The sequence below is a fragment of the Olsenella sp. An293 genome, from assembly GCF_002159495.1.
In the GTDB taxonomy this organism is placed as follows: Bacteria; Actinomycetota; Coriobacteriia; order Coriobacteriales; family Atopobiaceae; genus Thermophilibacter.
In genome coordinates this window covers 68,535-94,489 of sequence record NZ_NFIT01000008.1, presented here as the reverse complement: position 1 = coordinate 94,489, position 25,955 = coordinate 68,535, and the positions used below count along the sequence as shown (strand labels likewise).

Sequence of the window (25,955 nt, the reverse complement as noted above, 5' to 3'; positions counted from 1 at the left end):
CTGCCAAAAATAAACTTAGATTCTTGATATTCAATCTACCTGCGGATCTTCTTGACCGACGTTTCGGGGACACCTTTTGTCGTGGCCAAACATGTCGAAATAGCATGGATCGAAGACGGGTTTTGCTTTGGCCGGGCGTGGAATATGGACTCAAGGCTCGTTTTGCAGCGACGACGGCCGATTCGCCGCCGCACGGTGCGGAGCCCGATGAGACCGAGTATCCTAACGTGTTGAACTCGCGACGAGAGGACCGCCATGACCTACGACTTCACCACCATCTTGGACCGCGCGGGCCACGACGCGCTCGCCGTCGATGCCATCGGAGCGCCCGGTTCGGGATATCCCGCGCCGGACGCCGGCTTTGACGCCATCCCCATGTGGGTGGCCGACATGAACTTCCCCGTCGCCCCCTCGATCATCCGTGCGATCAAAGATCGCCTGCAGTATCCCACGTTTGGCTACTTCAGCCCGAGCGACGCCTACTACCAGGCCATCATCGACTGGCATCGCGACCGCAAGGGCGTGGGCGAACTGCTTCCGGAGCACATCGGCTACCAGAACGGCGTTCTGGGGGGCGTGGTCTCCGCCCTCACGGCGTTTGCCGCGCCCGGTGACCCGGTGCTCGTGCACAGCCCCACCTACGTGGGCTTCACGCACAGTCTCGAGGACAACGGCTTCAAGATCGTGCACTCGCCGCTCGTGCGCGATGCGGACGGCGTCTGGCGCATGGACTATGAGGACATGGAGCGCCGCCTCGCCGAGGAGCGTATCCACGTGGCCATCTTCTGCTCGCCGCACAACCCCTGCGGCCGCGTCTGGGAGCGCTGGGAGATCGAGCGCGCCATGGAGCTCTACGCCGCCCACGACTGCGTGGTCATCTCCGACGAGATCTGGTCCGACATCGTGCGGCCGGGCGTCACGCACATCACCACCCAGTCCGTCTCCGACGACGCTCGCCGGCGCACCATCGCGCTCTACGCCCCGTCCAAGACCTTCAACCTCGCCGGCCTCATCGGCAGCTATCACGTCATCTATGATGACTACCTGCGCGACCGCGTGACCACCAAGGCCAAGAAGACGCACTACAACAGCATGAACGTCCTCTCGCAGCACGCGCTCATCGGCGCGTACGGCCCCGAGGGCCGCGTCTGGGCAGACGAGCTCAACCAGGTCATCGCCGGCAACGTCGACTGGGCGTGCGACTTCATCGAGAGCCGCCTGCCCGGCGTGAGCGTCTCCCGTCCCCAGGGCACCTACATGCTCTTCCTCGACTGCACGGAGTGGTGCGCGCGGAGCGGGCGCACGATCGACGAGGTCCTGGGCGCGGGGCACCGCGCGGGCGTCTGCTGGCAGGACGGCCGCGCCTTCCACGGTCCGTGTCACATCCGCGTGAACCTCGCGCTGCCCCTCGCGCGCGTTCAGGAGGCCTTTGGTCGCCTGGAGGGCCACGTCTTCTGCTGACGATCGATCGGGGCATCCCAGACGGTGCCCCGATCGGTTCCCCTACAGGAGCAGGCCGCTGGCAAAGCCCCGGTCAACCTCTCTCTGAAAGCGCTCCGTCACGAGGTTCTCGTCGTCGGAGATCCTTCGACCATAGGCTATAAGCTGGCCGGACGCTGCTATGACGGTGCGCTCGGCCAGCTCCTTTGCCTGTTGGGCAATGAGGGGGACGGCCCAGCTTGCCGGTTCCTGGGAGAGGTGGATCGTCATGCCGCTCGTCACGATGCCTCCTTTGAAGGGCAGCAGCGTGAGGAGCATGAGCGAGGGGATGTGGTGCACGTGGCTGTCCGCGGGGTCTTGGCTCGCGCCCACGGCGAAGAGGTGGGTGCGGTTCATGTAGACCGCGCTGTCGACGTCGGCGTCCACGACGGTGAACATGTCGCGCAGCGCCCAGCGCCAGGGACGCGCGCAGTCGAGCTGCTCCTGGCTCAGGTGCAGGGGATTGTCGCGCACGAAGTCGTCAACGAGCCAGCGGTTTCTCCAGAGCATGTCCGCGACCTGCCCGCCGTGCTCGTAGAGCATGCACGGAGCCCCCTTCCGCTCGCGCAGGGCGCCGGGGTCCACGATGCCCAGCCGCTCGTTGGCGTAGACGAGCAGCGCGTTGATGGTGTCGTAGAAAAGACGCGCGTCATCGTCGTCCATGTGGGAGTAGGGGACGTAGACGGCCGTCACGGGGCCGTTTGGCGTCTGCCAGTGCAAGCTCATGGGACCTCCTTCGATCGGGTTCGAAGGAGGCTAGCAGCTTGTGCGTTCCCGCCGTCCGCCTCACGGCAGACGCGGAGCTGCGAGCCGAGGTCGGGAGGGTCGCGCAACGTCGAGCCGGCGCGGGCAATCCGTCAGCGGCGCGCTTTCGGCCGCGGGCGGCCGCTCTCCTCGAGCTTCTTGCGGATGATGCGCCACGCCTCGTCGTTTTTCTCGTCAAACGTTGCCGGCTCTGCGGCAAAGCCAGTCGGCATGGGCCCCACATAGGGAACAAAGCCCAGCTTGAGATACATGCCGCAAGCCGGCCAGCTCTCCGTCTGCGTGGTGAGGTAAAGCGGCGGCTCGCCCGAGGGCACGAGCTCGTCAAAGAGCCGGATGGTCTGGAGCATGAGCGCGCGGGCCAGACCGCGGCGCTGATGGGCCGGGTCCACGCCCACCCAGTGCACGCGCAGGCGAGGCTCGCCAAAGTGATCGGCCCGCCAGAGCGAGCTCGTGCCGGCAAGTGCGCCTCGCTCGTCCGTCACAAGGATCATCTGGCGCTCGAGCGCCTCGGGGTCCGTCTCGTAGGTTTGCTCGAAGTAGGCGAGCCCCTCCTCGAAGGAGGGCAGCTGGCCGAGAAGAACGTGCAGCCGCACCCACGGCTCGCGGAAGCGCGGCTCCCAGGTCGCGAAGCGATAGCCTGCCGGCAGCGCGACGTCGGCGGGCGGCTCGTGGTCCCCGAGCACCATGAGCACGGGGATGTGGGCAACGCTGGTGTCGAGCACGGTCATGGGCATCCTCTCGGGACGGGTGACGATTAGGCGTGACAATTAGGACAGGTTAAATTGTCACATAGCAGAGCGTGTGACAATTTATCCTGTCCTAATTGTCACGCCTAATCGTCACACAAGGGGTCCTACAGCAGCGTCCCGTTGCGGCGGACGAAGCGCCGGCGGACGACCAGGAGCGCCGCCGCGTAGAGGGCGACGATTGCCGCGAGCAGCGCGAAGCATGAGAGGGGCAGCGGTGCGAGGTCGAGCGCCGCGCCGAGCGGCGTGAACGGCAGCGCCGTCACGAGCGCGACGCCCGCCGCGCCGAGGGCGGCGAGCTGAGCCGACGCCCGGCTCTCAACAAACGGAACGCGCTGCGTTCGGACGAGGTGGACCGCCAGCGTCTGCGTCCACATGCTCTCGACGAGCCAGCCTGCCTGGAACGTCGCCACAAAGAGAGTCCGTCCGGCATCTCCGAGGGCGCCCCAGGGACCGCCCGCGACGCCGGGGCACACCACGAAGAAGAGGGCGGCAAACGTGAGGAGGTCGAAGACGGAGCTCACGGGACCCAGGGCGACCATGAAGCGGCGGATGGAGGCGCTGTCCCACCTGCGCGGGGCGCGAACCAGCTCGTCATCGACGCTGTCCCAGGGTATCGCGGTGCAGGTGAGGTCGTACACCAGGTTGAGGAGCAGGAGCTGGACCGCGCTCATGGGGAGGAAGGGCAGCAGCAGCGAGGCGGCCAGCACGGAGAAGATGTTGCCAAAGTTGGAGCTCACGGTCATCTTCACGTACTTGGTCATGTTGGCGAGGGTCCGGCGGCCGCAGACGATCCCGTGCTCAAGTACGAGGAGGTCCTTCTCCAGCAGGATGAGGTCAGCCGCCTCGCGGGCCACGTCCACGGCGGAGTCGACGGAGATTCCGCAGTCGGAGGCCGCCATCGCCGCGGCGTCGTTCACCCCGTCGCCCATGAAGCCCACGGAGCGCCCCTCGCCCCTGAGGACGCTCACCACCCGCGCCTTCTGGGAGGGCGAGAGCTTGGCGAGGACCGAGACATCCCGCAGGCGGCGGGCGAGCGCCTCGTCGTCAAGAGCCTCGACCTCGGAGCCCGTGAGCACGTCACCCGCGGGGATGCCGATCGCGCGGCACACGTGCGCCGCCACGCGCGGGGAGTCCCCGGTGAGGACCTTGGTCTCGACTCCGTGCTCCGCGAGCGCCGCCACCGCCTCGGCCGCGCTCGCCTTGGGCGGGTCGAGAAACGCGAGAAGCCCAACGAGCGTCATGTTCTTCTCGTCTGCCACGGTGAGCCTGCCGACGCCCTCCGGGCTTTCCCTGAGGGCCACCCCGAGGACGCGCATGCCCTGGGTCGCAAGAACCTCGGCGCGGGCGGTGACGTCGTCTGCCAGCGAGGCGGAGAGGGGCACGGCTCGTCCGTCCAGCTCGGCGAAGGCGCAGGCGTCGAGCACCTCCTCGAGCGCCCCCTTGCAGATCATGAGCGTCTCTCCCGTCCCGTCGCCCACCACGACGCTGAGGCGCCTGCGCTCGAAGTCGAAGGGAAGCTCGTCGACGAGGTCGTACCGCTCGCAGAGCTCCTCCACGGAGGGGTCGAGCTCGAGCGCCCGGCGCAGGATGGCCGAGTCGATGAGGTTCTTGACGCCCGTCCCGAAGAAGCTGTTCACGAAGGCGGCGCGCAGCACGCCCGGGTCCTCCGCGCCCCGCACGTCGAGGTGCCGCTCGAGGGCCACGCGATCCTCGGTGAGCGTCCCCGTCTTGTCGCAGCAGAGCACGTCGATGGCCCCGAGGTCGGAGACGGCGTCGAGCCTCTTCACGATGACCCTGTCGCGCGAGAGGTCGACCGCGCCCTTGCCGAGGCAGCACGTCACGAGTACGGGGAGCATCTCCGGCGTGAGCCCCACGGCCACGGAGAGCGAGAAGAGCACGGCGTCGACCCAGTTGCCCTTGGTGAGGCCGGACACGAGAACCACCGCCGGCACCATGACGAGCATGAGGACCACGAGCAGGCGGCTCGTGCGGGCGACGCCCTCTCCCGAAGCGGTCGTGCGCCCGCGCCCTTCCGCGGAGGCGAGGCCCGAGGCGGTCTCACCGATGAGGGTTGCGGCCCCCGTTGCCACCACCACGCCCGTGGCGGCGCCCGAGATCACGCTGCTGCCCAGGAAGGCGAGGTCATCGAGGTCGGTGACGGAGGCGCTGGCGGCGTCTCCCGCGGAGAGCTCCCGGTGCTTCTCGACGCTCTCGGACTCCCCCGTGAGCGCAGACTGGCTCACAAAGAGGTCGCGCGAGAAGATCAGGCGCAGGTCCGCCGGAACGAGGTCGCCCGAGGAGAGGTGCACGACGTCTCCCACGACGAGCTCGTCGACCGGCAGCTCCACACGGCCGGACTCCGCGCGCTCCACGCAACAGGTGGTCTCGACCATCTCGGCGAGGGCGGAGGCGGCGTCGCTGCTCCGCTCGTCCTGAACGAAGCGCAGCACGCCCGAGACCAGCACCATAACGGCGATGATGGCGGGCGTGGTGAGGTCGCGCGCGCCCGGCCGCGCGAAGACCCAGTCCGTGAGCACGGAGACGACGGCGATGAACACGAGAATGCCGGTGAAGGGGTCGAGGAACGCGGCAAGCACGCGCCGCGGTAGCGACGGGCGCTCGGTGCCTCCGAGGCTGTTCTCTCCCCAGAAGGCGCGCATCTGCGCGACCTCTTCCTCCGTAAGGCCGGAGGCGCGCGTCCCGATCTCCGCGAGGAGCTCGTCGGGCGAGATGCTCGCCACGTGGCGGAGCCAGTCGGCTCCGGGACGGGGCGCGCTCGGGGTGACGTTTGTGCGGCGTGCGAGGGCACGCGAGAGGAGGGTGGCCAGCAGCATGGCGCCACCTCACAATCCCGGGATACGAAAAGGGCCGCTCGTGGCAGCCCGTGGGAGTGCTTCTTGAGCGTGCGCTATGCGCGGCGGCGCCAGCCGTCCCGACCGGCAGGCGTCTCTCCCATGGACCTTGGTGCTACGTGTTTGCGACTGTGACTGTCACTCATGGGAAAACCACCTCCCTCGGGTCCGGGCGCGTGCCCGCCTCTCTGCTCTGGTCAGTATGCCCAATTCTTCCGGGTTCTACAACCTGCCTTCATGTCGTGCCTACATCGTGTGCGTGGAGAAGATCGGCTCGTCCTCCCACCAGACCACGTCGTCGCCCGGCGCCTCGAGCGTGGCGGGGACGTCGATGAGCCGCTGGTTGGAGGAGCCGCGGAAGCGCAGCGTGATGTCGTGGAGGTCCTGCACGAAGGGCCCGTCCACGAGGACGTCCAGCGTGTCGAGCAGCCGGTCCGTGACGTCCCCCAGGTTCCAGGCGCCTCCGGGCGCGAGCTGGTCCCAGGTGTGGCCCGAGAAGAGCCAGATGGACTTGGAGTCGCCAAAGCGCTCGCGCACCGCCTCGAGAAAGCCCACGAGCCCGGCCTGGTTCTCCGGCTCCATGGGCTCGCCGCCCAGGATGGTGAGGCCGCCCACGTAGGGCACGTCCATCGAGTCCATGATCTTCTCGGCCACCTCTGCCGTGAAGGGCTCGCCGGCCTCGAAGTCCCATGCCTCCTCGTTGAAGCAGTTGGGGCAGTGCAGGCGGCACCCGGAGACGAAGAGCGTGGTGCGCACGCCCGGTCCGTTTGCGATGTCGCAGTACTTGATGTTCGCGTAGTTCATTCCAACTCCAATTTGCTGAGAAGAACCGCAGGGACGCGCCGGGCCAAGGCCCGCGTGCCGCACCCCGATAACAGTGCGCGCGGGACCGGAGGTAAGGTCCCGCGCGCAGTTTCGCAGCGCGAAGCGCGAGAATGTCTGAGCACGGGGCCTTACCTCCGGTCCCGCGGGAGAATGCTACAGGTGCAGCACGCGGTCCTTGATCTCCTCGGTGCGGCCCTGGTTCCAGAACTGGGTGCCGATGTAGCCGCACGTCCTTCTCGCCACGTTCATCTTGGACTGGTCGCGGTTCCCGCAGTGCGGGCACTCCCACACGAGCTTGCCGTCGTCCTCGACGATCTGGATCTCGCCGTCGTAGCCGCAGACCTGGCAGTAGTCGCTCTTGGTGTTGAGCTCGGCGTACATGATGTGGTCGTAGATGTATTGCATGACGGAGATGACGGCCTCGAGGTTGTCCTGCATGTCCGGCACCTCCACGTAGGAGATGGCGCCGCCGGGGGAGAGGCGCTGGAACTCGGACTCGAAGCGCAGCTTGGTGAAGGCGTCGATCGGCTCGGTCACGTGGACGTGGTAGCTGTTGGTGATGTAGCCCTTGTCCGTGATGCCCGGGACGATGCCAAAGCGGCGCTGCAGGCACTTGGCGAACTTGTACGTGGTGGACTCGATCGGCGTGCCGTAGAGCGAGTAGTCGATGTTCTCGGCGGCCTTCCACTCGGCGCACTTGTCGTTCATGTGCTGCATGACGGCCAGGGCGAACGGCGTGGCCTCCTTGTCGGTGTGGCTGTGGCCGGTCATGGCCTTGACGCACTCGTAGAGGCCGGCGTAGCCGAGGCTGATGGTGGAGTAGCCGCCGTAGAGGAGCTTGTCGATCTTCTCGCCCTTCTTGAGGCGCGCGAGGGCGCCGTACTGCCACAGGATCGGGGCGGCGTCCGAGGTGGTGCCGAGCAGGCGCTCGTGACGGCAGCGCAGGCCGCGGTGGCACAGCTCCAGGCGCTCGTCGAAGATCTCCCAGAACTTGTCCATGTCGCGCCCCGCGGAGAGCGCCACGTCAACGAGGTTGATGGTCACGACGCCCTGGTTGAAGCGGCCGTAGTACTTGGGCTTGCCCGGCTCGTAGTTGCCGGCGTTGGCCACGTTGTCGTAGCCGTTGCCCGAGCGGTCCGGCGTGAGGAAGGAGCGGCAGCCCATGCAGGTGTAGCAGTCGCCGTTGCCCTCGGTCTCGCCCTTGGAGAGCTTGAACTCGCGCATCTTCTTCTCGGAGATGTAGTCGGGTACCATGCGCTTGGCCGTGCACTTGGCGGCGAGCTTGGTGAGGTAGAAGTACGGCGTGCCCTCGCGGACGTTGTCCTCCTCGAGCACGTAGATGAGCTTGGGGAAGGCGGGGGTGATCCAGACGCCGTCCTCGTTCTTGACGCCCTGGTAGCGCTGCTTGAGCATCTCCTCGATGCACAGGGCCAGGTCGGCCTTCTCCTGATCGTTCTTGGCCTCGTTGAGGTACATGAAGACCGTGATGAAGGGGGCCTGGCCGTTGGTGGTCATGAGGGTGACCACCTGGTACTGGATGGTCTGGACGCCGCGGGCGACCTCCTCGCGCAGGCGGCCCTCCACGATCTGGGCGATCTTGTCCTCGCCGGGGTGGGCGTCGATGGCGGCCATCTCCGCCTCCACCTGGCGGCGGATCTTCTGACGGGAGACGTCCACGAAGGGCGCGAGGTGCGTGAGGGAGATGGACTGGCCGCCGTACTGGCAGGAGGCCACCTGGGCGATGATCTGCGTGGCGATGTTGCAGGCGGTGGAGAAGCTGTGCGGGCGCTCGATGAGCGTGCCGGAGATCACCGTGCCGTTCTGCAGCATGTCCTCGAGGTTGATGAGGTCGCAGTTGTGCATGTGCTGCGCGAAGTAGTCAGAGTCGTGGAAGTGGATGATGCCCTCGTTGTGAGCCTCCACGATGTCGGCGGGGAGCAGCTCGCGCATGGTGAGGTCCTTGGAGACCTCGCCGGCCATGTAGTCGCGCTGGACGGAGACCACCGTGGGGTTCTTGTTGGAGTTCTCCTGCTTGACCTCCTCGTTGTTGCACTCGATGAGCGCGAGGATCTTGTCGTCGGTCGTGTTCTTGTGGCGCTTCTGGTTCTGCACGTAGCGGTAGATGATGTACTTGCGGGCCACCTCAAAGTGGTCGAGGGCCATGAGCTGGTCCTCGACGAGGTCCTGGACCTCCTCGACGGTGACGGTGTGGCCGGCCTCCATGCACTCGTCCGTGACGTTGAGGGAGGCGAACTTCACCTCGCGCTCCGTGAGGCGCTCGCTCTGGGGCACCTCGTTGTTGGCCGCGCGGATGGCGTTCTCGATCTTCGAGATGTCGAAGGTGACCTCCGAGCCGTTGCGCTTGATGATCTTCATTGCGGCCTCTTCTCCCCGATGAAAGGGCGCGCCCGCAAGGACGCGCCCGGTCTGACGTATCAAGTGGTAGAAGCTACTATGACACAATTTCTAGTGGGTATGGTCGTGAAAATACACTACATATTGTAAACAACCTGCTGAATGCTGTTGATAAGTCATATCGCGGCAGGTAGCAAATGCACCGCCGCAAAAAGCTTTTTCCTAATGCGGGGTCCACCGAAACTTGACTCCTTTTGAGCCCGCCGCTCGCCGCCCTGTGAACGGTCGGAAACGTGAGCGGGAGGCGCCGTCCCGTGGCGGCGGCGAAGGGGTAGAGTGGACGTGCCGGACGCGACGACGTCCGGCGTCACTGGCGCGACCTGCTCACGGGAGGGACCACATGCAGTTCTCAAGGCGGCTCGATCTGTTTGGCGACGAGGTGTTCGCGGCGCTCAACGTGCGGCGGCGCGAGCTGGAGGCCGCCGGTCGGCAGGTCTTCGACCTCTCGGTGGGCACCCCGGACTTCGAGCCCCCCGCCCACGTGGTCGAGGCCCTGCGCGCGAGCGCCGCGGACCCCGCCAACTGGAAGTACTCGCTGCACGACAAGGACGAGCTGCTCGATGCCGTCTGCGGGTACTACGAGAGCCGCTTCGGCGTGACCGGCGTCACGCGCGACATGGTCATGAGCTGCCGCGGGACCCAGGAGGGCCTGGGCCACGTGGTCGCGGCGCTCGCCGACCCCGGCGAGGTGGGCCTGGTGCCCGACCCGTGCTACCCCGTCTTCCAGAACGCGACGCTGCTCGCCGGCGCCCGTCCTTTCTACTACCCGCTCACCGCCGAGCACGACTTCCTGCCGCACCTGGCCGACGTCCCGGCCGAGGTTGCCGACGCCGCCAAGTACCTCATCCTGTCACTTCCCGCCAACCCGGTGGGGTCGGTGGGGACGCCGGCGGTCTACGAGGAGGCCATCGCCTTCGCCCGCGCCCACGACCTCGTGGTCATTCACGACAACGCCTACTCCGACATCGTCTTCGACGGCGAGCCGGGCGGGTCGTTCCTCTCGTATCCGGGCGCGCTCGAGGTGGGGGTGGAGTTTCTCTCGCTCTCCAAGTCCTTCAACGTCACCGGGGCGCGTCTCTCCTTCCTGGTGGGTCGCCCGGACGTGGTGGCCGCCGCGCGCAAGCTCCGCGGCCAGGTCGACTTTGGCATGTTCTACCCCGAGCAGGACGCCGCCATCGCCGCGCTCACGGGCCCGCGCGACTCCGTCGAGCGCCAGCGCCTGCTCTACCAGGAGCGTCGCGACGCCCTCTGCGACGGGCTGGAGGCCATCGGCTGGGAGCGTCCCAACGCCCACGGCTCGATGTTCGTCTGGGCGCGCCTGCCGCACGGCCGCACGGACTCCGTGCCCTTCTCGCTCGAGCTCATGGACCGCGCGGGCGTGATCGTGACGCCGGGGGCGAGCTTTGGCCCCTCGGGCGAGGGCTACGTGCGCATGGCCCTGGTCATGCCGCCCGAGCGCCTGCGCGAGGCCGTGGCCGCCATCGCCGCCTCCGGGCTCTAGGGGGCGCTCATGGACGAGAAGAGCCTCGAGGCCGCGCCGGTCGTGCCCGGCAGCTGGTCCACCCCCGCCAAGGTCCGCGCCGTCCTTCTCGACGTGGACGGCACCACGCTCAGCCTGGGCCAGAACTGTGAGCCCGCCTCCACGCGCGAGGCCATCCGGCGCCTGGCGGAGAACGGCGTCATGCCGCTTCTTGCCACGGGGCGCACGAGCTACCTGCTGGACAAGATCGACCTCACGGACTTTGGCGGCTTTGTCACCTTCAACGGGCAGCTCGTCGAGATTGGCGGGCGCACCGTCCACTCCAACCCGCTCGACCGCGCGGACGTGCGCGCCGTGGTGGAGCAGGTGCGCTCCGGGCTCTACAGCTGCCTGTTCATGGAGCGCGAGCGCATGTACGTCAACGTCATGGACGATCGCGTGCAGGCCATGATCGAGCTCACGCACAACCACTACGAGCCGGGTGACGTGGCGTGGGCGCTCGAGAACGAGGTCTACCAGCTCAACGCGTTTCTCGCCCCGGGGGAGGAGCACCTGATCCTCAACGGCACGCGCCGCTGCAAGTGCACCCGCTGGAGCGACATCTTCTGCGATGTCATGCCCGTCGAGGGCGGCAAGGACGCCGGCGTTCGCATCCTCATGGACGCGCTGGGGCTGGCGCCCGAGGAGTGCGTGGCGTTTGGCGACGGCGGCAACGACGTCGACATGTTCGGGGCCGTGGGCACCTCGGTGGCCATGGGCAACGGCGGGGCCGAGGCCAAGGCGGCGGCCACCTACGTGACCGACCACATCGACGCCGACGGCTTCTGGAACGCCTGCGTCCGCCTCGGCCTTCTGTAAAAAGGGGACGTGTTTTTTCGTGCAGACGAAAAGGGACAGGTTTGGCTTCCGCGAGGGGAGACCTGTCCCAAACGGTCTGCACGAAAAAACACGTCCCCAATTGGCATAACCAGTGGAGAGGGGAGTCACATGAACGGAATGGAGTTCCAGGACCTGGTGGCGGCGTCGCGCACCTATCGGCGCTTCAGCGACAAGCGCGTGGGGCAGACCGTGCTCTCGGGCCTCGTGGACGCGGCGCGCCTGGCCCCGTGCGGCAACAACATGCAGCTGCTGCGCTTTCGCGTGGTGGGCGAGAAGGACGCGTGCGACGCGGTCTTCCCGCACCTGCGCTGGGCGGCGCTCTACAAGGACTGGGACGGCCCGGCCGAGGGCGAGCGCCCGCACGGCTACGTAGTGATCTGCCTGCCCGCCGAGCTCGCCGACAACCCCATCCGCCTCATCGACGTGGGCATCGCGGCGCAGACCATGGCGCTCGCCGCCTGCGCGCGCGGACTTGGCTGCTGCATGCTGCGCAGCTTCGATGCCGGGCTCGCCGACGAGCTCGCGCTTCCCGAGGGCCTCGTGCCGGCGCTCGTGCTCGCGGTGGGCGGGCGCGGGGAGCGCGTCGTGCTCGAGGGCCCGGACACCGAGCACGGCCTGACCTACTGGCGCGAGGCCGACGGCACCCACTGCGTGCCCAAGCTCAACCTCGAGGACCTGCTCGTCTAGCGCGCGAGCAGCGCTGGTCGCTCTGAGGGTATGTACACCACCCACTGAGGGTATGTACACCGTCCCAGCCCACCCGTTCTTCTCGGCAGACCATCTACCAGCGAATTTGCAAGCCGATAAGAACGGCGGGGTGTACATACCCTAAAGAGACGGTGTACATACCCTCAAAGGGCCTCGTCCGCAGCCTACGCGAACGCGCGGTGCAGTCGCTCGCGCCCCGCGGCGTCGGTGAAGGCGATGATCTTGTCGCCCGCAGCGAAGCGCGTATCGCCCTTGGGCACGATGATGTCTCCGTCGCGGTCGATGGCCACGAGGATCGTGGTGCCGGGCAGCGGCACGTCGCGCAGGGCCTCGCCCACCACGCGCGACCCGGGGCGCACCTTCACGCGCACGACGGCGTGGCCGTCCTTGCCCAGGCGCAGAATCGTGAAGACGTCGCGCAGATCGAGCCCCTCCTGCACGGAGCGGGCCAGAAGCTCGGCCTGGTTGATGCCCACGTCCACGCCCATGCCCTCGTTGAACATCCAGGCGTTGACCGGGTTGTTCACGCGCGCCACCACGCGGCCGACGCTGTACTCCATCTTGGCCAGCGTGGAGACCACGAGGTTGACCTCGTCGGAGCCCGTCGCCGCAACGACGACGTCTGCGTGGAGGATTCCGGCGCGCTCCAGCATGATGGGGTCCGCGCCGTTGCCCAGGATCACGTCGCGCTCGCCAAACTGCGCGCGCAGCCGCGCCACGTGGTCCTTTCGGCTCTCGATGATGCGGATGCGGTAGCCGTCCTCGGCGAGCAGAGACGCGAGGTAGGTGCCGGTCTTGCCGCCGCCAACTATGATGATGTCCATGGTGACCTCCTACTCGCTCTTGCCGATCATATAGCGGAACTTGGCCGAGGCGCTCGATGCCACGGCGGCATAGATCACGTCGCCGTGCTCGAGCACGGTCCCCAGCGTGGGGATGAAGGTCTCGTTGTTGCGCGAGACCGCCACGACCTCGACCTCGCCGATGGCCGTGACCTCCCGCACGGGGCGGCCCTCCAGGAGGGCAGGCACGTCGCTGCGCACGAGCTGCACGTCCCCGGAGCCCACCTCTAGGACCGTGTCCATCTCCTGGTAGGTGAGCAACTCGCAGGCGTGGCGGATGCCCCAGTCGGTGGTCGAGATGGTCTGGATGCCCAGGCGGCGGTAGGCCTCGGCCTTGCTGATGTCGTAGAGGCGGGCGATGACGCGGGGGACGCGGTAGGTGTCGCGCGCCACGCGGGCGATGACGATGTTGGCCTCGTCGGACGAGGTGCAGGCGATGACGGCGCTCGCGCGGTCGATGCCCGCGTCCGCGAGGACGTCGCGGTCAAAGCCGACGCCCGTCACGCGCCTCCCGGCAAAGTCCTCGCCCAGCGCCTCGAGCTCCTCGGGGTCGCGGTCGATGACGGTTACCTCGTGTCCCTGGCGGCAGAGCCTCTCGGCGAGGCCTCGCCCCATGTGACCGGCGCCCACAACGATGACGTTCATGATGACCTACCTTCCCTCGGCGACCGCGCGCGGCGCGCGGCGACGCCTGATCTGACGGAACAGGGCCTTGCGGGCCTCCTCGACTGCCAGCACGAGCGGCGGCAGGCAGCAGAGGAAGACGTAGTCCCAGACCCCGAGCGGGCTGGTGTGGAAGACCGCCTGGAACGGCGGGAAGAGCGTGATGAACACGATAAGGCAGATTTCGAAGACGATGCCCACGTTGATGTGGCGGTTGGAGAAGAGCCCTCGCGAGAAGACCGATGCGGTCTCGGTGCGGCAGTTCAGGACCTGGCCTATCTGGGCAAACACGATGGCCGCGAGGCACATGGTCGTGGCGCGCACGTAGACAGGGTCGAGGTCCGCGCCCACGCCAAACATCTCCAGCCCCGGTGCCCAGCCGGCCTCCAGCTGCGCGAAGACGTAGGCAGCCATGGAGACGATGCCGCCTATGAGGCCGTACCAGAGGAAGGCCTTGCGCATGAGCCTGCCGGTGAGCAGCGGCTCCTTGGGGTCGCGCGGCGGGCGGTCCATGACGTCGTCCTCGGGCGGCTCGCAGCCCAGGCCCAGCGCCGGCAGCATGTCGGTGCCCAGGTCGATCGTGAGGATCTGCATCGTGGTGAGCGGCAGCGGTACGGCGCCCCCCGAGAGCAGGTAGACGGCCGAGGGAACGGCCTCGGGCATGTTGGAGTTCAGGATGTAGAGCATGAACTTGCGGATGTTGGCGTAGACCGCGCGGCCCTCCTCGATGGCGTGCACGATCGAAGCGAAGTTGTCGTCGGTGAGCACCATGTCCGCGGCCTCCTTGGCGACGTCGGTGCCCGTTATGCCCATGGCCACGCCGATGTCGGCCTTCTTGAGGGCGGGGGAGTCGTTCACGCCGTCGCCGGTGACGGCCACGATCTCGCCCATCTGCTGGAGGTTCTCTACCACGCGCAGCTTCTGCTCGGGCGCCATGCGGGCAAAGACCACCTCGCCGCGCAGGGCCTCCTTGAGCTCGTCGTCGCTCGTGCGCTCGAGCTCCACGCCAGAGAACACCCGCGGGTGCTCGCCGCGCACGATGCCGATCTTGCGGGCGATGGAGACCGCGGTGAGGCCGTAGTCGCCCGTGATCATGATTACGCGAATGCCGGCGCGGCGGCACTGCTCCACGGCCGCGGCGACCTCCGGGCGCGGCGGGTCCTGCATGACCTCGAGGCCCACGAACGTGAGGTCGCGCTCGATGGTCTCGGGCGAGTACTCGCTCATGGAGCGCGGCACGCTCGGGTCGTCCGCGGCAAGGGGGCGGTACGCCACGGCAAGCACGCGCAGGCCGTCGGCGGCGTAGGCGTCGTTGGCCGCCATGATCTTGTTTCTGAGCTCGTCGGTCATGGCCTCGGGCTCGCCGTCGACACGCACGCGGGTTGAGAGGCGCACGACCTCGTTGGGGGCGCCCTTCACAAATGCCACGCGCCGGGCTCCGTCGAGCGGCTCGGAGAGCTGGTGAATCGTCGTCATGCGCTTGCGGCGGCTCTCAAAGGGAAGCTCGCGCACGCGGGGCCACGCCGCCTCCTGCTCGGAGGGCTCGATGCCGGCCTTCTGCGCGGCAACGAGCAGGCACGCCTCGGTTGGGTCGCCCAGCACGGTGTAGCGCCCGCCCTCCTCCTCGGGCGACAGCAGCCGCGCGTTGGAGCACAGCGCCCCTCCCGCCACCAGGAGCCGCAGGTCGTCGTCCATGTGGGCGTCCACGCTCTTCTCGCCCAGGCGCACCTCGCCCACGGGCGCGTATCCGACGCCGGTGACCTCGTACTCGTGGCTCGCGGTCCAGAGGTGGTTCACGGTCATCTCGTTCTGCGTGAGCGTGCCCGTCTTGTCCGTGCAGATGACCGAGGTCGAGCCCAGGGTCTCCACGGAGTTGAGCTTCTTCACGAGCGCGTTTCTCTTGCTCATGCGCTGCACCGCCATGGCAAGCGAGAGCGTCACGGTGGGCAGCAGCCCCTCCGGGATGAAGGCCACCACCATGCCCAGTGAGAAGATGAACGCCGCGGCGAACTCGCTGCCCACGAACATCTGGTCAAGCAGGAAGAAGCCCACGCCCATGCACGCCGCGAAGATGGTGATCTGCTTGGTGGTGCGGTTGAGCTGCAGCTGCAGCGGGCTCTGGACCTCCTCCATGTTCTGCGTGAGGTGGGCGATCTTGCCAAACTCCGTGTCCATGCCGATGCGCGTGACCACGGCGCGGCCGTTCCCCTCCGAGACCGAGGTGCCCGCAAAGATGAGGTTGGGGGTCTCGGCCTGGGTGAGGTCGTCCTCGAGCACGGCGTCGGCCGTCTTGCGCACGGGGTTGGACTCGCCCGTGAGCGTGGACTGGTTCACCTGCAGGTCCGAGGCGCGCACCACGCGGGCGTCCGCGGAGATCTTGTCGCCCTCGGCAAGCACCATGACGTCGCCGGGGACGAGGTCCTCCGCCAGGATCTTCTGCTCCTGCCCGTCGCGGATGACGCTCGCGTAGGACGGCAGCATCTTCTTGAGCGCGTCGGTGGCCTTGCCGGCGCGGTGCTCCTGCCAGAAGCTGAAGCACCCGTTGATGACGTTCACGAGCCACACCGCCACACCCAGCTCCGGAAGCCCCGCCACGAAGGCGATGATGCCGGCAGCCCACAGCAGGATGGCCATGAGGTGCGTGAAGTTTGACAGAAACGCCAGCACCGGGGACTTCTTCTTCTCGGTCTGGATGAGGTTCTTGCCCTGCCTGGCCTGGCGCGCCTCGGCCTCGGCCTGCGTGAGGCCCGCGCTTGACGTCTCCAGTGCCGAGAAGACCCTGTCGGGTGTGAGGCGCTCGACGGCAACGGGTGCCGTCTGAGTCTCGTCCATAGTCCTCTCCTTCCCGTGTTCCCGGCGCGCCTCGTGCTGCGGCGCGCCCTCGTACGCGGCTAGGGTAGGGCAGGGCGGAAGAGGGGCGCGGCGTGGGTCCGGCAGCTGGACAAAACATCACGCGCTGAGCATAAAGACGCAGTTAAGAAGAGGTGTCTTGAGATTAAGGTCGCATTAAGGCCGCAGGTTGCGGCGTCGCGGCCGGTCACTCCGCCTGCACCATGCGGTAGCCCACGCCCACGTGCGTCTGGATGAGGCCGGCGCCGACCTTCTTGCGCAGCGACGCCATGATCACGCGAAGCGACGCGAGGTCCCCCACCTGCCCCTCTCCCCACGCGTGCTCGAGCAGGTACTGGTGGGTGAGGACCTTGCCCTCGTTTCTGGCAAGAAGGGCAAGCAGCCGGTGCTCGATCGGGGTGAGGTGCACCTCCTCGCCGGAGAGCCGCACGATTCCCGAGGCGTAGTCGATGGAGAGCGCCCCGTTCTCGAAGGCGGCCCCCTCGGCGGCGCCGGCCGGCTCCTGGGCAACGCGCCGCAGGGCCACGCGCACGCGCGCGAGCAGCTCCCCGACCGAGAAGGGCTTCACGAGGTAGTCGTCCGCCCCGGCGTCGAGCGCGCCGATCTTGTCAGTGTCGTCGGCGCGCGCAGAGACGACGATGATGGGCAGGTCGTCCGACCAGGTGCGTACGCGGCGCACAACCTCGATGCCGTCGGCGTCGGGCAGGCCGAGGTCGAGCAGGATCACCTGCGGCGCGAGCTCGGCCGCGGCGGTGATGGCCTCGGCCGCCGTCGCGCAGACGCGGCGGCGCAGGCCGCGGGAGTCGAGCGCGGCGCAGACGAGGCTCGCGATCGGCGCGTCGTCCTCGACCACGAGGACGAGCGGGGCGTCGGGCAGGGCGTCAGACATCGGGAACCTCCTCGGCGGGCAGGGTGAGGGAGAAGACCGCTCCGTGCGGCATGTTGTCGCGCACCGTGATGGTACCCCCGTGGGCGCGCGCGACGGCGCGGCAGACCGAGAGGCCCAGGCCGACGCTGCGCGTTCCGTCCGCGAGCGCGCCGCCTGAGGTGTGGAACGCCTCGAAGACGCGGTCCTTCTCGGCATCCGGGATGCCCGGCCCGTCATCGGCCACGATGATGCTCACCTGGGCGCCCTCGCGCGCGGCGTGGACCGTGACGCGGCTGCCCGCAGGCGTGTGCGCGACGGCGTTGTTGACGAGGTTGACGAGCGCCTGGACCGCGAGGGCGGGGTCGACGCGCACGAGCAGGGGTTCCGGCGGCGCCTCGAAGGTCACGACGTGGCCGGCGTCGCCGGCGGCGTGGCGCAGCGCCTCCTCGACGAGGTCGTCCACGAGCTCCGCGTCCGCCTGCGGGCGCACGCCGCCCTCCTCGAGGCGCGTGACGGTGAGGAGGTTCTCCACGGTGGCGCGCAGCCAGGAGGCGTCGTCGCGGATGGTGGCCAGCAGCTGCCGGCGCGTGCCCGCGTCGAGGGCGGCTCCGGCGTCGAGAAGGACGTCTGCGTTGCCCGAGATTGAGGTGAGGGGCGTGCGCAGGTCGTGGGAGATCGAGCGCAGCAGGTCCGCGCGGGTCCTCTCCTCGCGGGCGCGGACGGCGGCCTCCTCGCGGGCCCTGAGCGCCGCCACGCGGTCGAGGGCGAGCGCCGCGAGGCCGCAGACCGAGCGCCAGAGCTTGAGCTGCTCGGGGGAGAGGTCGGCGGCCGGCAGGATGCCCGCCACGCCCCGCGGCGCGGCTGACGGGCCTACGGGCAGGTAGAGGCCCGCGGCGGAGCCGAAGGCCTCCGTCGAGGCGCCGGTCGGGCTCCCGTTGGCGAGCGCCCGCAGGGCGACGGTGCGCTCGTCCGCCACGGTCGCCCCGGTCGGGAAGGGGAAGGCGGCGCGGTCGCCGAGGGAGCGCGCGTCGCCGCGGGCGGGATACCAGACAAACGAGCGGCCGAGCAGCTCCGCCGCGCTTCTCGCCATCGCGGCCACCACGTCGTCGGGGGCGGTGCAGTCCTGGAGCCGCCCGCTCAGGTCCAGGAGGGCCTGCGCCTGGAGGCGGGCGGCCTCGGCGGCGCGGGCCTGGAGGCGCAGCCGCGCGGCGACGTGGCCGGCGAGCAGCGCGACGACGAACATGACCGCGAAGGTCCCCGGCATCGCGGGGTCGAGGGCCGCGAGCGAGAGCGTGGGCGCGGCGAAGAAGAAGTTGAAGGCGAGGACGGAGAGCGCGGCGGCGATCAGGCACCAGGGGCCGCCCGGGGTGGCGAGCGCCACCCCGATGACGGCGAGCACATAGGTGACGACGACCGTGGCCTCCTGAAGGCCCGCGGCGCGCAGCAGCGCGCCCGCGGCCGTGGCGGCTGCGAGCAGTCCCGCGGTCACGAGCAGTGATACGAAGGGACTGTCCCTTCGTATCATCGGACGAGCTCGGTCACGGCGTCGAAGGCCACGTCGCTCGCCTCGACGGCGTCGCGGCCGCCGAAGACGCAGACCCCGCGCGCGGCACGCTCGTCGGCGAGCGCCGCCGCGAGGGCGCGGACGTCGTCGGGGGTCGTGGCGAGCTCCTCGGCGCGCACGGCGTCGCGCCAGCCGGCCGGCTTGCCCCCGAAGCGCGCCACGTCCTGGCGGCGCGCCAGCTGACGGGGCTTGACCGGCGCGTCGTGCGCGGCGACGGTGGCCACGACGTAGCCCTCGAGCTCCTCGGGCGAGCCGTCCCACGCGGCGAGCCACGCCGCCGCGCCGTCGTAGCGCGCGAGCGTCGCGTCCACGGACGGGTCGCGGAAGCTCCAGAAGCCGCTCAGGCCCTCGCTCGTGCGGCGGAACCCGCAGCCGTAGGCGCCGCCCTTCACGCGCACCTCGTTCCAGAGATAGTCGTAGGAGAGGGCGCGCGTGGCGACCTGCCAGCACCCGATGGTCCCCGCGTCCGCCTCGCTGCGACCGTTGCCGCGGACCACGTAGCTCACGTCGGAGGGGATGAGGAAGGCCTCGTTTCTCGGCACGGGCGCGGGCACGACCAGGCGCTGCCCGGCGTCCTCGGAGGGCGCGAGCCCGAGCGTGCCGCCCGTCGCCCAGAAGCGCTCGCGATCCTCGGCGGTTCCGGTGAAGCTCACCGTGACGGCGTCGGCGGTGAAGACGCGCGCCGCGAGCGCGGAGAGCCGCTCCGGCAGCGCGCTGGCCCGCTCCTCCCAACCGTCCAGGAGCTCGCGCAGGAAGAGGTAGTAGTCGAGGCCGGCCATCGCGCTCGATGCCACGGCGGCGGACGAGAAGTACGCGTTTGCCCGTGCGGCAGCCGCGGTGTGGCCCGAGCTCACGAAGTACTGCTCGAGCGCCACCCGGCGCTGCGTGAGGATGTCGCGAGCGCGGTCGAGGTCGGTGAAGCGCGTGGTGCCCCAGACCTCCGCGGGCAGCGTGGCGAGCGCCTTGACCTTCTCGGAGAGGGCGGAGGCGCCCACCACGAGCGTGGGGGCGGCGTAGGCGAGGTCGGCGTCGCGGGCGTAGGTCTCGGTGAAGAAGTCGAGCCCGCCGAGGTTGGTCTCGATGGCGGTGTCGAGGTCGGAGGCCGTGTGCCATTCGGTGTCGAGCTTGCCGAGCAGGTCGGTGAGCACGCCCACGTAGGGCAGGTCGTCAAAGTCGAGCCGGCGCAGGTCGAAGTAGTGGTAGACGTAGGCGATGCCGTGGGTGTCGAGCTCGTGGGCGATGCAGGGCAGCGGTGCATCCGTCTCGAGCGCGGCGGGCTCCGGCGCCGGCGGCTCCACGTCGGCCACCCCGAGGCGCGGCAGACTGGCGAGCGCCTCGGGCGCGTCCGGCGCCTCCTGCTCCTCACGCAGCGCGGCCACCTCGGCGCGCACGGCCTCGAGGTCCCCCTCGCTCATGCCCGCGCGCAGGGCCGCGAGCTCGGCCTCCTCCTCGGCGGCGTCGCCCCCCTCGACGGGCGCGATCTCGACCTCGGCGCAGTGCGCGCTCTCGCAGACGAGCTGGCGCAGCAGCCGCTCGAAGTAGCCGCCGTCGAGCCCGGCCTTGAGCTCGGCCAGGGCGTCCTCGTAGCGCAGGTAGTCGAGGGGGCGGTCGTCGTCATAGAGCCAGCCCGACATCGCGAGCATCGAGAGCGCGATGCCGTCGGGGTAGCCGCCCCAGTCGCCCTCGCGCAGGTTGAACTCGGCCTGGGCGAGGGCCGCCGCGAGCTTGTCGCGCGGGATGCCGTCCTCGGCGAGCTCGGCGCAGACGGACTCAACGAGCGCGCGGAACTTCTCGCCCGCGCCCTCGCGCAGGCCGCGCAGGACGAACATCGCCTGGGGCTGGAGCACGCCGTCGGCGAGCATCGCGGAGAAGTCGTCGGCGAGGCCTGCGTCGAGGACGGCGCGCTTGAGCGGCGCCTCGTTGGAGCCGCAGAGGGCGTCGAGCAGCACGTCTGTGGCCAGCACGCGCGTGCGGTCGGCAGCGGTGCCCAGCACGTAGGCGAGGCCGATCGATGAGTTGCTCGGGGCGGTGGCCATGGGCACGACGCGTCGCTCCGCGCGCACGGGAGCCTGGGGCGCGAGGGGGTTGGGCGCTCCGGCCCCACGCTCCGCCGCCCCGCGGAAGCGCTCGTCCACGAAGGCGAGCTCGCGGTCGATGTCGAGGTCGCCGTAGATGACGGTGTAGCTGTTGGCCAGCGCGTAGTGGCGCGCGTGGCTGTCGAGGAAGGCCTCGTAGGTGAGCGTGGGGATGGCGCGCGGGTTGCCGCCCGACTCGTGGCCGTAGCAGGTGTCCGGGAAGAGCGCCCGACCCAGCTCCTGGTAGAGGACGTCGTCGGGATCGGAGAGGGCGCCCTTCATCTCGTTGAAGACCACGCCGTTGTAGCTGAGCTCGCCGGCGTCGTCGACCTCGAGGTGCCAGCCCTCCTGCTCGAAGATGCGCGGGCGGTCGTAGATGGCGGGGTGCAGCACCGCGTCCAGGTAGACGCCCATGAGGTTCTCGAGGTCGGCCACGTTGGTGGAGGCCACCGGGTACATGGTCTTGTCGGGGAAGGTCATGGCGTTGAGGAAGGTCTGCATGCTCGTCTTGAGCAGGTTGACGAAGGGCTCCTTCACGGGGTAGCGCTCCGAGCCGCACAGCACCGAGTGCTCGAGGATGTGAAAGACGCCCGTGTCGTCGGCGGGCGGGGTCTTGAAGGCGATGGCGAAGGCACGGTTGGTGTCCGCGCAGGCAAGCCACAGCGCCCGGGCGCCGGTGGCGTCGTGGCGCATGAGGTAGGCCTGGCCGGATATCTCGGGCAGCGCCTCCACGCGCGTGACGGTGAAGCCGGCGTGGGTCGTGCCCGCGGCGAGCGCGGGGTCCGGGGCAGCAAAGCGGTTCTTCTGGGACATGAGGGCTCCTTGTGGTCGTGCTTTCTCGCTGCCCAGCATACCCCATGTGACGGACGCCTCGGAGGTTCTGTCACGCATGTGGTAGGCTATCGCGGGCCGTTGCGAGTGGGGGAGGATCTGTGGTCGAGAAGAGCGAGCTTACCGTGGCAGACGCCGAGAAGGGCCAGGCGCCCGGGCATGACGCCGAGCGCCGCAGGCGCGTGCGTCGCGGCATCGTGGCCACCCTCGTGGGCGGCACCTTCTGGGGCCTCAACGGCACCGTCTCCAAGTGGCTCATGGATGCCTACGCCATCGACCCCCTCTGGCTGGTGTGTCTGCGCGAGCTCACGGCGTGCTGGCTCTTCCTCGCCGCGGCCGCCGCGACGTCTCGCGGCCGCGAGCAGCTGCGGGGCGTGTGGAGAAGCCCGCGCGACCTGCTCGCCATCCTCGGCGTGAGCCTGGGCGCGATCCTCTTCTCGCAGGTGGCCTACCTCGAGGCCATCGACTGGACCAACTCGGCCACGGCCACCATCATGCAAAGCCTGGGCATGGTGCTCGTTCTGGGCTATGTGTGCGTCAAGATGCGCCGGCGGCCGCGCCGTCGCGAGGCGCTCGGCGTGGTGCTCGCGCTGACGGGGACCTACCTCGTGGCCACGGGCGGCAACCCCGGGCAGCTCAGCCTGCCGCCGCAGGGTCTCTTCTGGGGTCTCGCCTGCGCGGGGGCGGCCGCGTGCCTCTCGATCCTTCCCGCCGCGCCGATGGCCAAGTGGGGCAACTTCACGGTGAACGGCCTGGCGTTTCTGCTCTCGGGCGCGATCCTTGCCGTGGTGTATAGGCCCTGGGAGCACATGCCGGCGCTCGACGGCGTGGCGGTGGCGGTGCTCGCCGCGTGCGTCGTGGTGGGGACCTTCGGCGCGTACGCCCTCTACCTGCAGGGCGTGAAGGACGCCGGGTCCATGCGCGCGAGCCTGCTCGGCACCATCGAGCCCGTCACGGCGACCATTGCCACCGTGGTCTGGCTGGGCACGGCCTTCTCGCCCGCAGAGATCGTGGGCTTTGGGCTGATCATCGCCATGGTGTACCTCACGGCGTAGGGCGCTCCCGCCGCCTTGCCCGGGACGCGCGGAGGTGCCCGGCCTTTGCGACGGGCGGCGCCCATTACGCACCGTCGCCGCCCCTCGAGACGAGGAGGCGGCGACGGGAGCCGTGCGTATGACAGGTCTTGCGCGAAACCGACGGAGGGGCCGGTAACGCTAGATGCTCAGCATGTTGGCGAGGACGCTCGCGTACCAGGCGTCGGCGTTGGGCGGGCAGTACTTCTGCGCGCCGGCGTAGGTGAGCTGGCCGCCGTAGCCCGCGGCGAGGCCGGCGACATGCGCCCAGATGGCCTCCTCCCAGCTGCTCCAGCTGGAGCTGCCCCAGCCCCAGGCGTTGTGGGGGAGGAAGCACACGCGGCCCGTCGAGCTCTCGACGGTGGAGATGGCGGGGGAGAGGCGCGGGTCGCAGCCGTACTCCCAGGCGGCCTCGGCGAAGGTCGTGCCCTGGCCGGCGAGCGGAGAGCCGGCGAGGTAGGCGTCGATGCGCGCGGACCACTCGGAGACGAAGGCGTCCTTGTCGCTGTCCGGCACCACGATGTCGGGGTCGGGCAGGTCGGGGACCTCGACCGTCGCGTCGTTGCCGGACTCGGTGGTGAAGGTCGGCGTCTGCTGCTCGCTTTGGGCCGCGAGCTCCGCGGCGCGCTGGGCGGCCTCGATGGCGGCCTTGCGGGCCGCCGCCTCGGCTGCCGCCTGCGCGGCGATCTTGGCCTCGAGCTGGTCGCGAGCCTCCTCGGCCTCGTCGCGGGCCTCGTCGGCGCGCTGCTTCTCGGCCTCGGCCTCGTCCATCTGGGCGTTGAGGCTCGCCTGGGTGAGAGCCAGCTCGTCGGTCAGCGAGACGAGCTCGCTCACGGCCTCGGAGTTGCGGGACTGGATCACGTCGAGGTACTGGATCGTGGAGACGAGCTCGTAGAAGTTGTCGGCGGAGAGGAGCAGCTCGACGAGGCTCCCGGAGCCCTGCTGCATCTTGTAGAGCGTGCGCAGCGAGTCGGTCGCGCGGTCCTGCGCCTCGGGGAGCTGGGCCTCGATGTCGTCGATGCGGTCCTGGTTGGCCTCGATCTGCGCGTCGAGCTCCTCGACGCGCGCGTCCGCCTGCTCGCAGGCCTGGTTGGCCTCCTGGACCGCCTGCTGGGCGCTCTGGAGCTCGGCGGCGGTGTCTGCCAGGGCCGTCATGGGCAGCGTGGGAACGGTCGCGAGCAGGCCGGCGAGGCCGACGGTCACGAGCGCTCGGGCGCGCCGCCCGCGCGATGTAGTCTCTGACGACAAGAACAAACCTCCACGTTCGCGGTCCCCCGAGGGGGCTGTCAAACATAGCAGCCTTTCTATTTTACGGTTTATGTGACCCAATCACCGTTTCTGCACGACTCGGGCCGACGCGGCCGCACGAAAGGCGCCCCGCAGCGCGGGGGACGCTGCGGGGCGTGGGGGTCTTGCCGGGTGCGCTGCCCCGGCGTGAGGGGTCACCGGGCGCTACTTGATGATGAGGGTGTCGCACTCCGTGTTTCGGGTGAGGAAGGTCGAGATGGAGCCCAGGATCGCGTACTTGATCGAGGACAGGCCGCGGGCGCCGCAGATCACGAGGTCCGGCTCGATCACGTCGAGCATCTCGTCCTTGAGGGTCTCGCGGATGCGCCCGGCGCGGACGATCACCTCGACCTTCTTGATGTCGGGGTTGGCCTCGGCGGCCTTGACCTTGGCGTCGATGGAGTCGCGGAAGGTCTTCTCGAGCGAGGGGATGATGTCGACGGGGAAGGTCCCGGCGGCCTCGAGCGCGGTCGAGTCGATGACGTAGCCAATGTAGAGCTCGGCGTTGTCGTTGGCGGCCATGACGATGGCGCGGTCGAGCACCTTGTCCTGCTGGTCGGACCCGTCCAGGGAGACGAAGATCTTGTCGTAGCCGAGGTCTTGATACGAGGTGGTGGTTTCGGCCATGGTGGCTCCCTTCTCGCGTCCCGCGGACGCTGACTCGCGGACTGGCTGAGATATTCCCCGAACGCCCGCGACCTTGCCGCTTCTCTCGCCAAACGGCATAGTTTTTCGGTGGGGGAGCACGCGGGCGGGCAAGGAGCGCCCCGCATGCGCGATGATGGGACGGTTTGTCGCGGGAAAGGAAGGCTGTGGATATCATTGAGCTCGTGAAGGCCGCCGTCTTTGGCCTCGTCGAGGGCATCACCGAGTGGCTGCCCATCTCTTCGACGGGCCACATGCTTCTGCTCAACCAGTTCCTCACCATGAACGTCTCTGAGGACTTCTGGAACATGTTCCTCGTGGTCATCCAGCTCGGCGCGATCCTCGCCGTGTGCGTGATCTTCTTCCGCCGGTTGAATCCCTTCTCGCCGAGCAAGGACAAGGCCGAGAAGCGCGACACCTGGCTGCTCTGGGCCAAGACCGTCATTGCCTGCCTGCCCGCCGCGGTCATCGGCATCCCGCTCGACGACTGGATGGAGGCCAACCTCGGCAGCCCCTTCGTGATCGCCGCGGCGCTGATCGTCTACGGCGTCGCGTTCATCGTCATCGAGACCGTTCGCGAGCGCCGCGCCGATCGCGCGCTGGCCGAGAAGGGCGCCCGGCCCGCCGCCCGGCACTTCTCCGCCGATGTCGCCCTCGAGCCCGCCTCTCGCTCGGAGCTCGCCGACGAGGACGCCCGCGTGCAGAGCCTCGAGGAGCTCGACTGGAAGACGGCCATCGGCATCGGGCTCTTCCAGGTGCTCTCCATCGTCCCCGGCACCTCGCGCTCGGGCTCCACGATCATCGGCGGCCTCATCCTCGGCTGCAAGCGCACCGTGGTGGCCGAGTTCACGTTTTTCCTCGCCATCCCCGTGATGGTGGGTGCGAGCGGCCTGCGCCTCGCGAAGTACCTGCTCGCCGGCAACGTCCCCACCACGATGGAGGCCGCGGTGCTCGGCGTGGGCTGCCTCGTGGCGTTTCTCGTCTCGCTCGGCGTCATCCGCTTCCTCATGGACTTCGTGAGGCGCCACGACTTCAAGCCCTTCGGCTGGTACCGCATCGCCCTCGGCGTCGCCGTCATCGCGTGGTTCGCGCTGCACTAGGGAGG

At 68.9% G+C, this 25,955-nt stretch carries 19 protein-coding genes; 6 read left to right on the top strand and 13 right to left on the bottom strand.

The features are described from left to right. Positions 1–255 precede the first annotated feature (255 nt). Complete coding sequence (locus B5F85_RS06720) at positions 256–1,461, top strand: aminotransferase class I/II-fold pyridoxal phosphate-dependent enzyme (RefSeq protein WP_087315645.1); 1,206 nt, start codon at positions 256–258, stop codon at positions 1,459–1,461. Between the two features lie 42 nt (positions 1,462–1,503). Here the strand turns inward: B5F85_RS06720 and B5F85_RS06715 are convergent, their stop codons facing one another. From B5F85_RS06715 to nrdD, 5 genes are all read right to left on the bottom strand, one after another. Continuing rightward, the gene (locus B5F85_RS06715) at positions 1,504–2,205 is read right to left on the bottom strand and encodes a hypothetical protein (RefSeq protein WP_087315643.1); all 702 of its coding nucleotides are present in this window, start codon (positions 2,203–2,205) and stop codon (positions 1,504–1,506) included. Between the two features lie 131 nt (positions 2,206–2,336). After that, positions 2,337–2,972 carry a GNAT family N-acetyltransferase gene (locus B5F85_RS06710; protein ID WP_087315641.1) on the bottom strand — a complete coding sequence of 212 codons (636 nt, stop codon included), beginning with the start codon at positions 2,970–2,972 and terminating at the stop codon, positions 2,337–2,339. Between the two features lie 125 nt (positions 2,973–3,097). Continuing rightward, a complete protein-coding gene (gene mgtA / locus B5F85_RS06705) occupies positions 3,098–5,827 on the bottom strand; it encodes a magnesium-translocating P-type ATPase (protein ID WP_087315639.1) in 2,730 nt (909 codons plus the stop codon). 264 nt (positions 5,828–6,091) lie between these two features. Next, positions 6,092–6,649, bottom strand: a complete 558-nt coding sequence (gene nrdG / locus B5F85_RS06700; protein WP_087315637.1) for an anaerobic ribonucleoside-triphosphate reductase activating protein — start codon at positions 6,647–6,649, stop codon at positions 6,092–6,094. Between the two features lie 174 nt (positions 6,650–6,823). After that, positions 6,824–9,046 carry an anaerobic ribonucleoside-triphosphate reductase gene (nrdD, locus tag B5F85_RS06695; protein ID WP_087315635.1) on the bottom strand — a complete coding sequence of 741 codons (2,223 nt, stop codon included), beginning with the start codon at positions 9,044–9,046 and terminating at the stop codon, positions 6,824–6,826. A 379-nt stretch (positions 9,047–9,425) separates the two neighbouring features. Between nrdD and B5F85_RS06690 the strand changes: the two genes are divergently transcribed. The 3 genes from B5F85_RS06690 (at position 9,426) to B5F85_RS06680 (ending at position 12,131) form a co-directional block, all read left to right on the top strand. Continuing rightward, complete coding sequence (locus B5F85_RS06690) at positions 9,426–10,586, top strand: aminotransferase class I/II-fold pyridoxal phosphate-dependent enzyme (RefSeq protein WP_087315633.1); 1,161 nt, start codon at positions 9,426–9,428, stop codon at positions 10,584–10,586. Positions 10,587–10,595: 9 nt separating this feature from the next. Then, the gene (locus B5F85_RS06685) at positions 10,596–11,423 is read left to right on the top strand and encodes an HAD-IIB family hydrolase (RefSeq protein WP_087315631.1); all 828 of its coding nucleotides are present in this window, start codon (positions 10,596–10,598) and stop codon (positions 11,421–11,423) included. Positions 11,424–11,552: 129 nt separating this feature from the next. Beyond that, positions 11,553–12,131: a nitroreductase family protein gene (locus tag B5F85_RS06680; protein ID WP_087315629.1), complete on the top strand. Its 579-nt coding sequence runs from the start codon at positions 11,553–11,555 to the stop codon at positions 12,129–12,131. Positions 12,132–12,316: 185 nt separating this feature from the next. On the opposite strand, the gene B5F85_RS06675 is transcribed toward B5F85_RS06680, so the two are convergent. From B5F85_RS06675 to B5F85_RS06650, 6 genes are all read right to left on the bottom strand, one after another. Further along, positions 12,317–12,976 (bottom strand): NAD-binding protein, encoded by a 660-nt coding sequence (locus B5F85_RS06675; protein WP_087315627.1) that lies wholly within the window; start codon positions 12,974–12,976, stop codon positions 12,317–12,319. A 9-nt stretch (positions 12,977–12,985) separates the two neighbouring features. Continuing rightward, positions 12,986–13,639: a TrkA family potassium uptake protein gene (locus B5F85_RS06670; RefSeq protein WP_087219319.1), complete on the bottom strand. Its 654-nt coding sequence runs from the start codon at positions 13,637–13,639 to the stop codon at positions 12,986–12,988. Positions 13,640–13,645: 6 nt separating this feature from the next. Continuing rightward, a complete protein-coding gene (locus B5F85_RS06665) occupies positions 13,646–16,489 on the bottom strand; it encodes a cation-transporting P-type ATPase (RefSeq protein ID WP_087315625.1) in 2,844 nt (947 codons plus the stop codon). A 205-nt stretch (positions 16,490–16,694) separates the two neighbouring features. Next, positions 16,695–17,396, bottom strand: coding sequence for a response regulator transcription factor (locus tag B5F85_RS06660; RefSeq protein WP_087315623.1), 702 nt, complete (start codon positions 17,394–17,396; stop codon positions 16,695–16,697). Continuing rightward, positions 17,389–18,900 carry an ATP-binding protein gene (locus B5F85_RS06655; RefSeq protein WP_087315621.1) on the bottom strand — a complete coding sequence of 504 codons (1,512 nt, stop codon included), beginning with the start codon at positions 18,898–18,900 and terminating at the stop codon, positions 17,389–17,391. Before B5F85_RS06655 ends, B5F85_RS06660 begins: the two co-directional genes overlap by 8 nt. Next, positions 18,897–21,827, bottom strand: a complete 2,931-nt coding sequence (locus B5F85_RS06650) for an insulinase family protein (protein WP_087315620.1) — start codon at positions 21,825–21,827, stop codon at positions 18,897–18,899. Before B5F85_RS06650 ends, B5F85_RS06655 begins: the two co-directional genes overlap by 4 nt. 119 nt (positions 21,828–21,946) lie before the next feature. Between B5F85_RS06650 and B5F85_RS06645 the strand changes: the two genes are divergently transcribed. Next, positions 21,947–22,900, top strand: a complete 954-nt coding sequence (locus tag B5F85_RS06645; protein ID WP_087315618.1) for a DMT family transporter — start codon at positions 21,947–21,949, stop codon at positions 22,898–22,900. Positions 22,901–23,059: 159 nt separating this feature from the next. Here the strand turns inward: B5F85_RS06645 and B5F85_RS06640 are convergent, their stop codons facing one another. Further along, positions 23,060–24,166, bottom strand: coding sequence for a hypothetical protein (locus B5F85_RS06640; protein ID WP_239386747.1), 1,107 nt, complete (start codon positions 24,164–24,166; stop codon positions 23,060–23,062). Between the two features lie 204 nt (positions 24,167–24,370). Continuing rightward, complete coding sequence (locus B5F85_RS06635) at positions 24,371–24,832, bottom strand: universal stress protein (RefSeq protein ID WP_087315616.1); 462 nt, start codon at positions 24,830–24,832, stop codon at positions 24,371–24,373. A gap of 185 nt (positions 24,833–25,017) precedes the next feature. Between B5F85_RS06635 and B5F85_RS06630 the strand changes: the two genes are divergently transcribed. Then, positions 25,018–25,950, top strand: coding sequence for an undecaprenyl-diphosphate phosphatase (locus tag B5F85_RS06630; protein ID WP_087315614.1), 933 nt, complete (start codon positions 25,018–25,020; stop codon positions 25,948–25,950). Positions 25,951–25,955: the final 5 nt, after the last annotated feature.

What these genes read in the sequence shown, in the direction of transcription:
- B5F85_RS06635 (WP_087315616.1), bottom strand. Translation starts at nt 24,832, where the DNA reads ATGGCCGAAACCACCACCTCGTATCAAGACCTCGGCTACGACAAGATC.
- mgtA (WP_087315639.1), bottom strand. Translation starts at nt 5,827, where the DNA reads ATGCTGCTGGCCACCCTCCTCTCGCGTGCCCTCGCACGCCGCACAAAC.
- B5F85_RS06660 (WP_087315623.1), bottom strand. Translation starts at nt 17,396, where the DNA reads ATGTCTGACGCCCTGCCCGACGCCCCGCTCGTCCTCGTGGTCGAGGAC.
- B5F85_RS06715 (WP_087315643.1), bottom strand. Translation starts at nt 2,205, where the DNA reads ATGAGCTTGCACTGGCAGACGCCAAACGGCCCCGTGACGGCCGTCTAC.
- B5F85_RS06720 (WP_087315645.1), top strand. Translation starts at nt 256, where the DNA reads ATGACCTACGACTTCACCACCATCTTGGACCGCGCGGGCCACGACGCG.
- nrdG (WP_087315637.1), bottom strand. Translation starts at nt 6,649, where the DNA reads ATGAACTACGCGAACATCAAGTACTGCGACATCGCAAACGGACCGGGC.
- B5F85_RS06680 (WP_087315629.1), top strand. Translation starts at nt 11,553, where the DNA reads ATGAACGGAATGGAGTTCCAGGACCTGGTGGCGGCGTCGCGCACCTAT.
- B5F85_RS06650 (WP_087315620.1), bottom strand. Translation starts at nt 21,827, where the DNA reads ATGTCCCAGAAGAACCGCTTTGCTGCCCCGGACCCCGCGCTCGCCGCG.
- B5F85_RS06655 (WP_087315621.1), bottom strand. Translation starts at nt 18,900, where the DNA reads ATGATACGAAGGGACAGTCCCTTCGTATCACTGCTCGTGACCGCGGGA.
- B5F85_RS06710 (WP_087315641.1), bottom strand. Translation starts at nt 2,972, where the DNA reads ATGACCGTGCTCGACACCAGCGTTGCCCACATCCCCGTGCTCATGGTG.
- nrdD (WP_087315635.1), bottom strand. Translation starts at nt 9,046, where the DNA reads ATGAAGATCATCAAGCGCAACGGCTCGGAGGTCACCTTCGACATCTCG.
- B5F85_RS06675 (WP_087315627.1), bottom strand. Translation starts at nt 12,976, where the DNA reads ATGGACATCATCATAGTTGGCGGCGGCAAGACCGGCACCTACCTCGCG.
- B5F85_RS06670 (WP_087219319.1), bottom strand. Translation starts at nt 13,639, where the DNA reads ATGAACGTCATCGTTGTGGGCGCCGGTCACATGGGGCGAGGCCTCGCC.
- B5F85_RS06685 (WP_087315631.1), top strand. Translation starts at nt 10,596, where the DNA reads ATGGACGAGAAGAGCCTCGAGGCCGCGCCGGTCGTGCCCGGCAGCTGG.
- B5F85_RS06690 (WP_087315633.1), top strand. Translation starts at nt 9,426, where the DNA reads ATGCAGTTCTCAAGGCGGCTCGATCTGTTTGGCGACGAGGTGTTCGCG.
- B5F85_RS06665 (WP_087315625.1), bottom strand. Translation starts at nt 16,489, where the DNA reads ATGGACGAGACTCAGACGGCACCCGTTGCCGTCGAGCGCCTCACACCC.